The 14,974-nt window shown below is 64.6% G+C and carries 11 protein-coding genes and 2 tRNA genes; 7 read left to right on the top strand and 6 right to left on the bottom strand.

What is annotated here, in order from left to right:
• Positions 1-55: 55 nt before the first annotated feature.
• Positions 56-5,143 (top strand): DUF11 domain-containing protein, encoded by a 5,088-nt coding sequence (locus SKP52_RS08220; RefSeq protein WP_039573752.1) that lies wholly within the window; start codon positions 56-58, stop codon positions 5,141-5,143.
• Positions 5,144-5,250: 107 nt separating this feature from the next.
• On the opposite strand, the gene SKP52_RS08215 is transcribed toward SKP52_RS08220, so the two are convergent.
• The 4 genes from SKP52_RS08215 to thyA form a co-directional block, all read right to left on the bottom strand.
• Positions 5,251-6,531, bottom strand: coding sequence for a dihydrolipoamide acetyltransferase family protein (locus SKP52_RS08215; RefSeq protein WP_039573749.1), 1,281 nt, complete (start codon positions 6,529-6,531; stop codon positions 5,251-5,253).
• A 4-nt stretch (positions 6,532-6,535) separates the two neighbouring features.
• Positions 6,536-7,576: an alpha-ketoacid dehydrogenase subunit beta gene (locus SKP52_RS08210; protein ID WP_407695080.1), complete on the bottom strand. Its 1,041-nt coding sequence runs from the start codon at positions 7,574-7,576 to the stop codon at positions 6,536-6,538.
• Entirely contained in the window at positions 7,573-8,883 is a 1,311-nt protein-coding gene (locus SKP52_RS08205; RefSeq protein WP_052207988.1) for a thiamine pyrophosphate-dependent enzyme, read from the bottom strand. The genes SKP52_RS08210 and SKP52_RS08205 overlap by 4 nt, the downstream gene beginning before the upstream one ends.
• Before the next feature lie 94 nt (positions 8,884-8,977).
• Positions 8,978-9,871: a thymidylate synthase gene (thyA, locus tag SKP52_RS08200; RefSeq protein ID WP_052208910.1), complete on the bottom strand. Its 894-nt coding sequence runs from the start codon at positions 9,869-9,871 to the stop codon at positions 8,978-8,980.
• A 184-nt stretch (positions 9,872-10,055) separates the two neighbouring features.
• On the opposite strand from thyA, the gene SKP52_RS08195 reads away from it, so the two are divergent.
• Entirely contained in the window at positions 10,056-10,484 is a 429-nt protein-coding gene (locus SKP52_RS08195) for a JAB domain-containing protein (RefSeq protein ID WP_039580343.1), read from the top strand.
• Between the two features lie 107 nt (positions 10,485-10,591).
• A tRNA-Pro gene (locus tag SKP52_RS08190) sits at positions 10,592-10,668 on the top strand.
• Between the two features lie 182 nt (positions 10,669-10,850).
• Here SKP52_RS08190 and SKP52_RS08185 read toward each other — a convergent pair.
• The gene (locus tag SKP52_RS08185; RefSeq protein ID WP_039573742.1) at positions 10,851-11,726 is read right to left on the bottom strand and encodes an N-formylglutamate amidohydrolase; all 876 of its coding nucleotides are present in this window, start codon (positions 11,724-11,726) and stop codon (positions 10,851-10,853) included.
• Positions 11,727-11,865: 139 nt separating this feature from the next.
• Here SKP52_RS08185 and cpdR point away from each other — a divergent pair, with 139 nt between their 5' ends.
• Complete coding sequence (gene cpdR / locus SKP52_RS08180) at positions 11,866-12,243, top strand: cell cycle two-component system response regulator CpdR (RefSeq protein ID WP_039580339.1); 378 nt, start codon at positions 11,866-11,868, stop codon at positions 12,241-12,243.
• Positions 12,244-12,314: 71 nt separating this feature from the next.
• Positions 12,315-12,389, top strand: a tRNA-Val gene (locus SKP52_RS08175).
• Positions 12,390-12,432: 43 nt separating this feature from the next.
• Here the strand turns inward: SKP52_RS08175 and SKP52_RS08170 are convergent.
• Complete coding sequence (locus tag SKP52_RS08170) at positions 12,433-13,224, bottom strand: SDR family oxidoreductase (protein ID WP_039573739.1); 792 nt, start codon at positions 13,222-13,224, stop codon at positions 12,433-12,435.
• 96 nt (positions 13,225-13,320) lie between these two features.
• Between SKP52_RS08170 and SKP52_RS08165 the strand changes: the two genes are divergently transcribed.
• Positions 13,321-14,190, top strand: a complete 870-nt coding sequence (locus SKP52_RS08165) for an alpha/beta fold hydrolase (RefSeq protein ID WP_039573737.1) — start codon at positions 13,321-13,323, stop codon at positions 14,188-14,190.
• Between the two features lie 43 nt (positions 14,191-14,233).
• Complete coding sequence (locus SKP52_RS08160) at positions 14,234-14,959, top strand: energy transducer TonB (protein WP_039573735.1); 726 nt, start codon at positions 14,234-14,236, stop codon at positions 14,957-14,959.
• Positions 14,960-14,974: the final 15 nt, after the last annotated feature.

Genomic DNA, 14,974 nt, shown 5'->3' with positions numbered 1-14,974 from the left:
TGGAGCAGCGGGTGCGGCCCAAAAACCGTCTCCCGCTGCTCTCTTCGGGGCTATCATGGCACTCCGCACGAAATTTACCGGCCTTGTGACCGCTTTGGTCGCGGCAGTACTGCTGCCCGCGGCAACGACGGCGAATGCACAGGTGATCACGAACACGGCTTCGGCGCAGTGGACGCATGATGGACGGCCCGGTCAGGCGCTGTCGAACCGCGTCGACGTGACCGTGACCACGCGCCCGCCCGAGCGACCGACGATCACGACCTATCGGCTAACCGACGGGGGCGGCGACAAATCGGTGGCGCTCGCTCCGACGCAATGCACGCAGGCCAATGCGCGCAGCGCGACGAGCACGATCGGCCTGGGCGGTGTTTATGAAGGCATCTCGACCTCCCCGGCCTCGCTGCAAAACACCGACAATTTCCGCGCCGGCGAAGTGTTGGTCGTCGGGGCCACGCTTGCATCGGCCAATGCCGATCCGCAGGCACGTGACACCCTTGCCGTCGTCCTCGAACTCGAAAACGGCGATCGTGAAGCGATCGTCCTGACCGAGACCGCCAACAACAGCGGCGAATTCGTCGGCATCATCAACACGGTCGGCGTTCCGCCTGCCGTCATCGCGGGCGACTGCCGCCTGTCGGTCAATCCGGGCGCGCCGCTGGCGCTCCGCGTCACCGACCAGGCGGACGCCAGCCTCGTCGCCCTCGCAACGATCAATTTCCTCGTCGATCCGTTCGGGATCGTGTTCGACAGCGGCGATGGCGCCCCCGTCGCCGGAAGCCGCGTCACGATCGTCGACGCCGCTACCGGGCAGCCCGCGCAGGTGTTCGGCGACGACGGCGTCTCGGCGTACCCGTCGAGCGTCGTCACCGGCCAGCCCGTCACCGATGCCGGCGGCACGACGTACAACTTCCCGCCGGGCGACTATCGTTTTCCCTTTGTCGCCCCGGGGACCTATCGCCTGATCGTCGCGCCACCCGCGCCCTACACCGCGCCGTCGAAATCGAATGCCGCCGATCTCGCGGGCCTGCGCCGCCCCGACGACGGCCTGCCGTTCACGATCATCAGCGCCAGCTATGGCAACGCCTTCACGCTGAACAGCCCCGCGCCCGTCCGCGTCGATATTCCGGTCGACCAGCCGGGCCTGCCGCTGATCCTGCGCAAGACGACGTCGACGCAGGTCGCGGTACCCGGCGACGTCATTCAGTATCGGATCGAGGTCGCGAACCGCGACGCGCGCCGCAACACGGGCGCGGTGACCGTCCGCGACATACTGCCCACCGGCATGCGCTTGCGCGCCGATACCGTGCGCGTCGATGGCGTGCGCGTCGACGCCGTCGTCTTGGCCAATGGCCGCGAGTTCGCCGTCACGCTACCTACCATCGCCGCGTCGCGTTCGGTCCTGCTCACCTATCTGGCCGAGGTCATCGTATCGGCGCAGCCGGGCAATGCGCTCAACCGGGCAACCGCCACCGACAATCGCGGATCGACGAGCAATATCGCCGAAGCGACAATTGCAATCAAACGCGACCAGCTCGGAGACCGGATGACGATCATCGGCCGGATCGCCGACGGCGGTTGCAGCGTCGATCCGGGCAGGGCTGACGGAATCATGGGCGTCCGCGTCATGCTTCAGGACGGTAGCTACACCGTCACCGACGGGGAGGGCCGCTATCATTTCGAGGGCGTTCGCCCCGGTCTGCATGTCGTGCAAATCGACCCGTCGACCTTTCCGCTCGACCGCGAGGCGATCGATTGCGCGCGCTCGACGCAGAGTGCCGGCAGCGCGATCTCGCGCTTCGTTGAAGGCCGCGGCGGCGCCCTGAAGCGCGCCGACTTCCGCGCCGTCGCGAGCGCCCCGCGCGCCGCGCCGAACAAGGCGACCATCGAAGCGGCCAAGGTGCTCAGCGACCCAGAAGCCGCCGGCTCCGGTCGCGACTGGCTCGCGGGACAGGCGTCCGGCATCGGCTGGCTCTTCCCCGAGACCGATCACAACCCGCGCGCCAAGGCGATCCGCGCTGCGGTGAAGCACGCCGCGGGACAGACGGTGTCGCTCCGCGTCAACGGCAAGCCCGCCGACGCGCTGACCTTCGAGGGCGTGAGCAAGTCGGCCGACGGCAGCGTTGCGGTCAGCCTGTGGCGCGGGCTCGAAATTCGCGAGGGCGAAAACAGCCTGGTCGCCGAGGTGAGGGATGCGAACGGGGCTATTCTCGAAACGCTCGAACGCAACGTTCATTATTCGATCACCCCGATGCGCGCGTCGCTGATCCGCGAAAAGTCGGTACTTGTCGCCGATGGCGTCACGCGTCCGGTGATCGCGGTGCGGCTAACCGATCGCGACGGCAAGCCGATCCGCGCCGGGCTGACGGGCGATTTCAGCGTTCCCGCGCCTTATTATCCCGCGGTCGAAGCCGATGCGCAGCAGGCGCGCCAGCTCGCGGGCCTCGAACGCGCGCAGCCGGTGTGGAAGATCGATGGCGACGACGGCATCGCCTATATCGAACTCGAACCGACGACCGCGTCGGGCACGCTCGCGATGGATTTCACCTTCCGCGACGATAAGGTGACGCGCAAGCAGACGATCGAGACCTGGCTCGACCCGGGCAACCGTCCTTGGACCGTCATCGGCTTTGCAGCGGGGACGCTCGGCTACAATACGCTGGGCGACCGGATGGAGCCGGTGGCGGAAACGCTCGACGATCTCAACGCCGATGCGCGTCTCGCGCTCTATGCCAAAGGCCGCGTGCGCGGAAAATGGCTGATGACGCTGGCGTATGACAGCGACAAGGACAAAGACGACACGCGGTTCGGCGGCGTGATCGATCCGCGCGCCTATTACACTATCTATGCGGACCGCAACGAGACGCGCTACGACGCTGCCTCGGTGCGCAAGCTCTACCTCCGCCTCGAACGCCCGCAATTCTATGCGATGTTCGGCGATATCGAGACCGGGATTTCGGAACCCGAACTCGCCCGCTATCAGCGCGCGCTCAACGGCGGCAAGGCCGAGTATCGCGGCCGTAACGTCGCCGCGACCGCCTTCGTTGCCGACACGCCGTACCGTTTCCGCCGGGACGAGATTCAGGGCAACGGCCTGACGGGTCCGTACCAGCTCGGCGCCACGGACATATTGCCGAACAGCGAGCGGATCGCCATCGAGACGCGCGACCGGCTGCACAGCGAACGCCTTGTCGACAGCGTCAGCCTGTCGCGCCATGTCGACTACGACATCGACTATCTGTCGGGAACAATCCGCTTCCGCGAGCCGGTGCTCAGTCGCTCGTCGAACCTAGATCCGCAATTCATCGTCGCCGAATATGAGGTCGACGGCGTCGGCCAGCGCGTGCTCAACGCCGGCGGCCGCGTCAGCTATCAGTCGAATGACGAGAAACTGCGCGTCGGTGCGACCTTCATTCACGACGAGGACGGCAATGCCAAGACCAACCTCGGCGGGGTCGATGCGCGCTATCGCCCGACAATCGAGACCGAGGTTCGCGCCGAACTCGCGGTCAGCGATGCCAAGGCGACGAACGGCGGCACGACTGCCGACGGCACCGCCAAGGCATGGCTGATCGAGGCCGAGCATCACAGCAGCAACGCCGACTTCCTCGCCTATGTTCGCGAGCGCGAAGCGGGTTTCGGCACCGGCCAGCTCAACAGCAGCGAGAATGGCAAGCGCAAATTCGGCTTCGACGCGCGCGTGAAGGCCAGCCGCAACCTCTCGGTGACGGGTAGCGCGTGGCAGGAAGATTATCTCGACACCAATGCTCGCCGCCGTGCCGCACGCGCCCTTGTGGAGTATGACAATGGCACCAGCGTCGCGCGCGCCGGGCTGACCCACGCCGACGATCGCCTGACCGATGGGACGCGCAATCGCTCGAACATCGTCCAGCTGGGCGCGACGCAACGACTCTTCAACAAACGCCTCGAAATCGACGCGCAGACCGAGTTCGCGCTCGGGGGCAAGGACGCCAGCATCGATTTCCCGACGCGCCATCGCCTCGGCGCGCGCTATGCGATCAATCGCGACGTCAATCTGGTCGGCAGCTACGAGATCGCCGACGGCGATACGATCAAGGCGCGCACCGCGCGGCTGGGTTTCGACCTGACGCCCTGGTCGGGCGCCCGCCTGCTCGCGACCGCGAACCAGCAGGAAATCGGCGAGTACGGCCCGCGCAGCTTTGCCGCTTATGGCCTGTCGCAATCGCTGAAGCTCGGCGAACGCTGGTCGGCCGACGTGTCGGTCGATGGCAATCGCACAATCGGCGGCATCAGCGCCCGCGACATACTCAATGTCGACCACCCGGTCGCCTCGAGCGGTTTCCTCGGCGGCAATGGCACGCTCACCGAAGATTTCCTCGCGATCAGCACCGGCGCGACCTATCGCGCCGACCGCTGGACGCTCACGGGCCGCGCCGAATATCGCGATGGCGAAATCGCCAATCGCTATGGCTTGACGCTCGGCGGTCTTCGCCAACTCGGCGAAGGCCGCGCACTCGGCGCGCTCTTCACTTACGCCAATGCGAGCGGCGCCGGCACGACGCCGACAACGGAGGTGATCCAGTTCGAAATGAGCTGGGCGCATCGCCCTGCGGATTCGCAGATTTCGTGGCTGAACAAGAGCGAGTTCCGTTCGGATAAGGTCCGGGACGCGGTCGCCGGTCAGGCTGGCCCGATCGGCGGCGCGCTGACGATCGACGGCGATGCGACGAGCCGCCGCCTGCTCAACAGCCTGTCGGTCAACTGGACGCCGCTCGGCGAGCGCGACTTCGGTGAGGGATGGTACGAACGCGCCGAGATCGGCATCTTCTGGGGAACGCGCTACAATTTCGATCGCTTCGGCGCCGATGATGTGAAGGGCTGGTCAAACCTGATCGGCGCCGATGTCCGCTTCAACCTTGGCGAGCATGTCGATGTCGGCGCGTCGGGCACTGTGCGCGTCGGGACCGACGCCGATACCGTAAGCTGGGCGGGCGGCCCGACGGTGACGCTGGCGCCGATGAAAAACGCGAACATCACTTTCGGCTACAATTTCGCGGGCTTCCACGACCGCGATTTCGAAGATGCCCGCTTCTCGCGCTCCGGCGCCTATGTGACCTTCAGGCTGAAGTTCGACCAGACCAGTTTCGCGGGGCTGGGCCTGTAAGCCGACCTAGATTTCCGTTCGTGTCGAGCGAAGTCGAGACACGCCGAGTTCGCGCGTACCTTCACGTGTCTCGACTTCGCTCGACACAAACGGATGTTAGGTCAGCTTCAATCAGCAAACAACAGCACTGGCGTCTCCACCAGTTTTTTCAGCGCCTGCACATAGCTTGCGGCATCAAAGCCATCGACGACGCGATGGTCGCAGCTGATCGACAGGTTCATCAGCTTCGCGCGGCGAATCTCGTCGCCGTCGAAGACCGGACGTTCGACGATCTTGTTCGGACCGATGATCGCGACCTCGGGACGGTTGATCACCGGGGTGGTCGCAATGCCGCCGAGCGGGCCCAATGAGGTGACGGTCAGCGTGCCGCCGGTCAGTTCTTCGACCTTTGCCTTGCCGGTGCGCGCGGCTTCGGCAAGACGCGTGATCTCGCTGGCCAACTGCCACACATTCTTGTCCTGCGCATCGCGGATCACGGGCACCATCAGCCCTGCATCGGTCTGCGTCGCCATGCCGAGATGCACTGAACCGTAGCGCGTCACCACGCCGCCCTCGTCGTCGTAGCGGGCGTTGATCATCGGGAACTGCGGGATTGTCCGGCAGATCGCGACGATCAGGAAGGGCAGCATCGTCAGCTTCGGACGGCCGCCACGATTGGCGTTGAGGTCGGCGCGCATCTCTTCGAGCGCGGTGACGTCCATTTCCTCGACATAGGTGAAGTGCGGGATCGCGCGCTTCGACGCCGCCATATTCTCGGCGATCTTGCGGCGCATGCCGATGACCTTGATCGGCTCGTCGGCGCGGGCGCGGCTGGCGCCGGGCGCGTGATAACCCTGCCCGCCGCTGTAGCGCAGGAAGGCGTCGAGGTCGGCGTGACGGATGCGGTCGCCCTCGGCCTGCACCTGCGAAAGGTCGACGCCGAGATCCTTGGCGCGGCCGCGGACGGCGGGCGACGCGAGGACCTGACGGTCATGCGCGGGCGCGGCCACCGAGGCTGGAGCGGGAGCCGGTGCGGGTGCCGCAACAGGTGCGGGAGCCGGCGCGACCTCGGCGACCGAGACCTCCTCGGCGCCTGGCGTTTCCGCCACAATTTCTTCTTCGACCGGCGTGTCGACAGGCGGGGCTTCGACTTCGCCGTCCCCGTCGCCATCGGTCTCGATCACCGCGAGCGTCGATCCGATCGGGATCAGGTCGCCGACCTCGCCCGCCAGTTCGACGACGATCCCCGACACGGGCGATTCCATTTCGACGGTCGCCTTGTCGGTCATCATGTCGGCAAGCTGCGCGTCTTCCTCGACGCGCTCGCCGATCTTGACATGCCAAGCGACGATTTCGGCCTCGGCAATGCCTTCGCCGATGTCGGGCAGACGGAATGAATAACGGGCCATGGCGTCAGTCCTTCAAAATCTTGGTCAGCGCGGTCGCGATGCGCACCGGGCCGGGGAAATAGGCCCATTCGAGGCTATGCGGATAAGGCGTGTCGAAGCCGGTGACGCGTTCGACCGGAGCCTCGAGATGATAGAAGCAGCGTTCCTGCACCAGCGCCGCGAGTTCGGCGCCGAAGCCCGATGTGCGCGTCGCTTCGTGGATGATCAGGCAGCGGCCGGTCTTTTTCACCGACGTCTCGATCGCCTCGATGTCGAGCGGCAGCAAAGTGCGCAGGTCGATGATCTCGGCGTCGATGCCCATTTCCTCGACGATCGTCTTGGTGACATGCACCATGGTGCCATAGGCGAGGATCGTGAGCGCCTCGCCAGACCGCACCGTCGCGGCCTTGCCGAGTTCGATGCGGTAGTGACCTTCGGGCACCGCGCTCGCGTCATGCTTCGACCAGGGTTCGACCGGGCGGTCGTAATAGCCGCTGAAAGGGCCGTTGTAGATGCGCTTGGGCTCGAGAAAGACGACGGGATCATTATCCTCGATCGCCGCAATCAGCAGGCCCTTGGCATCATAGGGGTTGGACGGGATCACCGTCTTCACGCCGCAGATGTGCGTCATGATGCTTTCGGGCGACTGGCTGTGCGTCTGGCCGCCGAAAATGCCGCCACCGAAGGGCGTGCGCACCGTCATCGGGCAAATGAAGTCAGCCGCCGAACGATAGCGCAGGCGCGCCGCTTCGCTGACGAGTTGGTCGAGCCCCGGATAGATATAGTCGGCGAACTGGATTTCGGGGACCGGGCGCAGGCCATAGGCACCCATGCCGACCGCGACACCGATGATGCCGCATTCGTTGATCGGCGTGTCGAACACGCGCGTCTTGCCATGCTTTTTCTGGAGGCCCGCCGTTGCGCGGAATACGCCACCGAAAAAGCCGACATCTTCGCCCATCACGACGGTGTTGGGATCGCGTTCGAGCATGACGTCCATGGCGCTGTTGATCGCCTCGATCATGTTCATGGTCTTGGTACCGGTTTGCGGATCGGCGCTCATCATTCGGGCTTCCAATTAGGGCCAAACTTGGCCTCTTGCTCGGCGAGCATTTGCGCGCATTGTTCCTTGAGGTGCCACGGCAGCTCTTCGAACACATCGTCGAACATCGTCTCGAACGGCTGGTGCATGCCATGACCCAAAATGCCGAGCTTTTCGGACTGTTTCTGGGTCGTCTTGACCAGCTCGTCGAGTTCCTTGGTCTGCGCCTCGTGACGTTCGGCATCCCATTCACCGAGCGTTTCGAGATGCTGGCGCAGGCGCGCGATCGGGTCGCCGAGCGGCCAGGCGGTCGCCTCATCGGCGGGCCGGTAAGCGCTCGGGTCATCCGAGGTACTGTGCCCTTCGCTGCGATAGGTGAAATGCTCGATCAGCGTCGGGCCATTGTTCGTCCGCGCGCGATCAGCGGCCCACTGCGTCGCGGCATACACCGCGAGCGGGTCGTTGCCGTCGATGCGCAGACCGGCGATGCCGTAACCCACCGCGCGCGCCGCGAAGGTCGTGCGCTCGCCACCGGCAAAGCCCGAGAAGCTGGAGATCGCCCACTGGTTGTTCACGACGTTGAAGATTACCGGCGCGTTGTAAACGGTCGCAAAGGTCAGCGCCGAGTGGAAGTCGCCCTCGGCCGACGATCCCTCGCCGCACCAGACGGTTGCGATGCGGCTGTCGCCCTTCGAAGCCGAGGCCATCGCCCAGCCCACCGCCTGCGGATATTGCGTCGCGAGATTGCCCGACACGCTGAAAAACCCATGCTCGGGCGCCGAATACATGATCGGCAGCTGGCGACCCATCAGGTGATCGCCGCGGTTCGAGTAAATCTGGTTCATCATCTGGATCAGCGGATAGTCGCGCGCGATCAGGATGCCCTGCTGGCGATAGCTTGGGAAACACATGTCGCCGCGGTCGAGCGCCATGGTCGAGGCGACCGACGTGGCTTCTTCGCCCGTGCACTTCATATAGAAGCTGGTCTTGCCCTGCCGCTGAGCGCGAAACATGCGATCGTCGAACGCGCGGACGAGCATCATATAGCGGAGCATGACGCGTAGCCGCTCGGGCGTCAGTTTCGGATCCCACTGCCCCTTCGCCACCCCGTCGAAATCGAGCACGCGAACGAGACCATAGCTCAGCTCGCGCATCGCATCGGGCTTGGTCGCTTCGCTCGGGCGCAGGGTCGCTTCGACCGCGGGAACGTCGATATCGCCAAAGTCCGGGGTATCGCCGGGGCGATAGCGCGGTTCGGGGATATGAAGCGACAGCGGCGGCAAATTGCTCGCTGGGCGCCCCGCCTCCTTTTGGGGGGTCGTCTCAGGCATATCTTCTTCCCTTTGCAGGCGCGAATCGGCGCCTAGTTATATTTCAACGTGGCGACATATTATTACGGTCGCCATACGAATGCAACGGCGGCGCTCACACCGCGACAGGCGCCGAAATATGCGCTTGCGGCGCATATTCCTCGACTGCGAAATCCTCGAACCGATAGTCAAAAATGCTCGAAGGGCGGCGAAGGATGCGCAGCTTCGGCGCCCCGCCCGGAACGCGCGCAAGCTGCTGCTCGACCAGCTCTTGATGGTTCAGATAAAGATGTACGTCGCCGCCGGTCCACACGAGCTCATGGGCATGCAGCCCCGCCTGCTCTGCGACCATTCGCGTCAGCAACGCCGCTTCGAAGACGTTGAAGGCGAAGCCCAGGCCCAGATCACACGACCGCTGGAACAGCAGGCACGACAGGCCGCCATCGCTGCGGACATGGAATTGATAGGTCATGTGGCACGGCGGCAGCGCCATGCGGTCGAGATCGGCGACATTCCAGCCGGTAAAGATGTGCCGCCGCGAACCGGGATTATTCTTCAGCGAATCGATCAGCGCCGCAATCTGGTTGTGCCCTTGGCTTGCGCGGCGGAAGAGCCCCTCGCCTGCCGCCTCATACCGCGGCCAGTTCACCCATTGATGGCCGTAGACAGGACCAAGATCACCCCATTTAGCGGCGAAATCATCATCCGCGACGATCCGCGCCTCGAAATCCTCGGCGCTGATCTGGTCTCCAGTCTCACGGCGATATTTGTCGAGCGGCCAGTCGGTCCAAATCTTCACGCCCTGCGAAACGAGCGACCGGATATTGGTGTCGCCGGTCAAGAACCACAGCAATTCGCGCAGCCCCGTTTTCCAATAGACGCGCTTGGTGGTGAGCAGCGGGATCGCATCGTCCTTCAGCGAGAATCGCATCGTCTCGCCGAACAGCGACCGCGTCCCCACGCCGGTGCGATCGACACGCTCGTCACCCTCGACCCAAATGCGGCGCATCAGGTCGAGATATTGAAGTTCATAATGGATGAAATCAGGCAAGACTCGGCTCCCGGCTTTGTCTCTTCGTGCTAGGCCCCGCGTCGCGAGCGGACAAGGGACCAACAGGTGTGACGTCACAATGCCTCCGATGCGGGGCAGTCGGGCATTGGGAATCACGCGTGCCTAGCGCATGAGGACGCTGATGACCCTGTACGAACCTGTCGGCAAAATGCCGGAGCCGGAAGCCTCGGCTGGATTCGTGCCGTCGCACTCGGAGAATGCGGTGGCGCAGCAATTGCTGCGCCCGCTGTTCGACGCCGACTGCGAAACCATGCTCATCGCCGGATTCGATGCGTTCGATCGCCTCGTCCGGCTGGAACGCATCGACGGCGATTCCACCGGCCGCTGCATTATCCCGCCGCGATGCTGGCGCGCCTTGCTCGACCGCGGAATTGCGACCGTCGTTATGGCGCACAACCACCCGTCCGGTGCCGCCTGGCCGAGCGACGCCGACATCGACGCGACGCATCAAGCCGCGCTGTTGCTGCGCGCCTTGGGCATCGATCTCGTCGATCATCTGATTTTCGTTGCGGACGGCCATTTCAGTTTTCGAACTGCCGAAATGCTGTAGGGTGGGCAATCATCTTCAATGTGCCGATTGGCGCTTGAAGTTCACAGATTGCGCGTCTAGAGGACCGCCCTGCCTTCGCGGCGACCCCGGTCGGCGCGCAGATCGGTCGGGGAGTAGCTCAGCCTGGTAGAGCACTGTCTTCGGGAGGCAGGGGCCGGAGGTTCGAATCCTCTCTCCCCGACCAATTTCCTGCATATTGCAGATTCTGTACCGTCGCTTCTTGTAAGTCGGCGCACAACATCCTAAATCCATCTTACGCCGCCATGGTTTTCCCCCTTTCCATCGCGGCGAGTGTCCCGTCTTCATCGACGCGGACGCGTCCTCCCTGGACCCTGGCCACCTCGTACTTCGGTACGAGGTGGTTTTTTATTCAGCGGCTTGCGGGAATATTTCGGCTTCGGGCCGCATCTGCCCCAAATCGCTGACAAGTTCAGAAAACCAGCGCGCCAGCCAAGCAACACGCGCCGAATCCGGCGATCGGTCGGGAGTCAGATAGAGGCTGCGGTCGATTTCGATCTGAACGGCATGGATGCCCTCACCGGGACGGCCGTGCGTACGGATGATGTGCCCACCGGCGTAAGGCTGATTGCGCGTCACGACTTCACCTAAGCGAACCGAAGATGCCATAGCCCGATCGACCAGCCAATCGCCCGCGGTTTCGCCAAAACGATCGCCGACGATGATTCGCGCGCCATACCCCGGCTGGCCCGGCGGAATCGACGGCATCGAATGAAGATCGATTAAAATCGCATGGCCAAATCGATGGCGCACCGCGGTCAACGCATTCGCGAGGGCCGCGTGATACGGCCGATGGAAGGATTCGAGGCGCCACTCCAGCCCCTCCCTGTCGATCGGACGCTTCCAAAGCGGCCCGCAGTCGGCAAGCCGCGTCGGCACCACGCCAAGCCCCGCCCGTTCCTTCCGTCCCGGCGCAGAAAATTGCGCCCGGAGCGGCATCGCCACCTCGCCCGGCGCCATCTGCCCTTCGCCGCGATTGAGGTCGGCAACGGCGCGCGCCCACAGCGCATGAACGACCGTTGCGCCCGCGTCGGCGGCGCCGGCCGCAATCAGGTCGCACCAACTGTCTTCGAGTCGTTCGAGGTTCTGGCGGTTGACCCGCGCTGCTGCCAATATCTCGGGCGGGTAGATGCGCCCCGCGTGCGGCACCGACACGACGACGGGCCCACTCGCCGCGGGCCGGTTGACAGCGATGGCAGCAGGCGGGATGGTGCGGGACGGCATAAGCGATGGTTGGCAAAAAAGGCGCGACGAATCCAGCGCCGCGCGTCAATTTGTTAAATCTCTGACGCTATGCAGGGGTTCGAAGAGGGTGCAGCCGACCGGAACCGGCCGCACCGACGACCAGGGAACAGATTTCAGCATGATTCGTATTTTGCTCGCGGAAGATGACGACGTGATGCGCGAGTATCTGGCGCGGGCGCTGACCAGCGCAGGTTATCACGTCACCGCGGTCGATCGCGGCACCGCCGCCGTCCCCTATATTGATTCGGGAACCTTCGACCTTTTGCTGTCCGATATCGTTATGCCCGAAATGGACGGGATCGAACTCGCCCAGCATACCGCGAAGGTCGCGCCGCAGACGCAGGTGATGTTCATCACCGGTTTCGCCGCGGTGTCCCTCCGCGCCGAGGAAAATGTACCGCAGGCAAAGCTGCTGTCGAAACCCTTTCACCTCAAGGATCTGGTGCGCGAAGTCGACAATATGTTCGGTCGCAGCGACCGGTCGAGCCAACAATAACGACGTCGCCTTGCGCGAAGGGCTTGCCAAGCGCTGCAGGGCCTATTAGGGGGCGCGTCACCCCAAGGGATGGGCGTGTAGCTCAGTGGTAGAGCACTGTGTTGACATCGCAGGGGTCGCAAGTTCAATCCTTGCCACGCCCACCATTAAAAACGCCGCCTCCCCAACGGGTTGGCGGCGTTTTTGCTTTCAGGCCATTCCCTTCTGGAGATCGCCGCGCGAGGCGTCGCCGACCTGGCTTCCGCCATCGCAGTCGAGGATCGTGCCGGTAATGTAGCCCGCGGCCGGCGAGCAGAGGAACACCGCCGATTCGGCGACCTCCTCGACCTCGCCCCAGCGCTTCATCGCGATGCGGTCGAAATGCGATTGGCGGGTTTCGGCGTCGGGCGCGAGGCGTGCCATGCCTTCGGTCCCGGCGATCGGCCCCGGCGAAATGCCGTTCACCCGCACTTCGGGACCCCATTCGAGCGCCAGCACGCGAATTAACTGGTTGATCCCCGCCTTGGCGGCGCAGGCGTGCGCTTGCAGCGCCGACGCATTGACCGCCTGCCCAGCGGTGATCGCGATCAGCGACGCGCCCGGACGGCCCAGCAGGTCGTGACAGCCGCGGAAGACGTTGAAGGTGCCGTTGAGGTCGATATCGACGACGGTGCGAAACGCGTTGGCCGACATGCCGAGCGCCGGGGCGAGGAAATTACCGGCCGCACCCGAAATGACGATATCCATCGGCCCCAGCTGGCTCGCCACCTGCTCCATCACGCCGCGGATCGCCGCATAGTCGCGGACATCGCCCGACAGGCCGAGCGCGCCACGACCGATCTCCGCCGCCGCACGCGCTGCCTTATCGGGATCGCGGCCCGCCACCGCGACCTTCGCGCCCAGTTCGGCGAAACGCTTGGCGATGCCCAGGTTGATACCGCTCGTACCGCCGGCGACGAAGGCCGTCTTCCCGGCCAGCAGATTATCGCGGAATGTCGTCATGCCTCATCTCCCTTGCTCCACACTGACAGCGATCCGGGGTTGACGGATCGAAACCAGTCGCCTTTTGAAACTGGAACAGACAGCAAGGATGATCCGATGGCAAGTGCCGGCCCCACCTCGAACAGCTTCATCTCGCAGCGGCTGAAGCTGCATTATGTCGACTGGGGCAATCGCGGCGCTCCGCCTTTGCTGCTCGTCCACGGCGGCCGCGACCATTGTCGCAACTGGGACTGGGTCGCCGAAAAGCTGCGCGACCGTTTTCACATCATCGCGCCCGATCTGCGCGGCCATGGCGACAGTGCATGGTCGCCCGACGGCAATTACGCGATGGATGCCTTCGTGTACGATCTCGCGCAGTTGATTCATCAGATCGACTTGGGGCCCGTCACGATCGTCGCGCATTCGATGGGCGGCAATATCGCGCTCCGCTATACCGGCCTCTATCCCGACAATGTGCGCAAGCTCGTCGCGATCGAGGGGCTAGGCCCCTCGCCCAAGGTGATCGCCGAGCGCGCGCAGACGGGTTATGCCGAACGCTTCCGCAAATGGATCGACGACAAGCGCCAGGCGGCCGGGCGCACGCCGCGCCGCTATGCGACGCTCGACGATGCGCTGGCGCGCATGATGGGCGAGAACAGCTATCTGACCGAACACCAGGCGCGTCACCTCACGATCAACGGCATCAGCCGGAACGAGGATGGCACGTGGAGCTGGAAGTTCGACAATTACCTCAACGTCTGGCCCGCCTTCGATATGCCGCAGGACGATATCGCGGCCTTATGGGGCGCGATCACCTGCCCCACTTTGCTTCTCTATGGCGCGAACAGCTGGGCATCGAATCCCGAGAAGGATGGCCGGCTCGAACATTTCAACACCGCCAACGTGATCGAATTCGAAAATGCCGGTCACTGGCTGCACCATGACCAGTTCGACCGGTTCATGTCCACGCTAGACGAATTCCTCTAAACGGGTGGCCGGCGCGCAGCGGCGCGCGATAAGAGGCGGCACAATGGCCTATACGGGGCAGGTTTCGGGGCGACAGCGCGCGATATCCGGAGGCGGGGCGCTGATCGCGGTCCTTGCGGTCGGGCTTGGCCTCGCCAGTGGTCTCGATCTCGAGGTCGTCCGCAAGGCGAGCGAAGCGATCACCGCGATCGCTATTCCCGCACCCCCGCCGCCGCGCGAACCGGTTGTCCCACCCAACGCGCCGAGCGAAAGGGCCAGCGGCAGCGCCTCGGCAGCGAACAAGCACGCCAAGGCGGCGCCGGTCTTCGCACCGAAAGCGAAGCTGCCCCCGGTTGTGGCGCCAATCGTCGCCGCGCCGCGTCCGGGCGCCGGCAACGACGCATCGGCAGGTGCGACGCCGACCCGCGGCGCCGGTTCAGGGGCGGGTGGCCGCGGCGATGGCACGGGCGCGGGCGGATCGGGACGCGGCACCGGTGGCGGCAGCAAGGCCGTGTGGCGCAGCGGCACGATCCACGACCGCGACTATCCCCGCGAAGCGAGCCGCGCCAAGGCAGGCGGTGAAGTCGAGGTCCGCTTCACCATCGAGGCGAGCGGCCGCGCCAGCGGATGCCGCGTGACGCGATCGAGCGGTGACACCTCGCTCGACGAGACGACGTGCCGCCTGATCGAGGAACGCTTCCGCTTCAAGCCCGCAACCAACGCCGCCGGAGACGATATCCCCAGCCAATATGGCTGGCGGCAAAGCTGGTGGTTCGAACGGCGGCGCTAGCGAGTTTCGTCCGCT

Origin of the sequence: Sphingopyxis fribergensis, from assembly GCF_000803645.1 — a bacterium.
GTDB classification, from domain to species: Bacteria; Pseudomonadota; Alphaproteobacteria; order Sphingomonadales; family Sphingomonadaceae; genus Sphingopyxis; species Sphingopyxis fribergensis.
The sequence above is the reverse complement of the archived record's forward strand: the minus strand, read 5'-3'. Positions and strand labels throughout refer to the sequence as shown.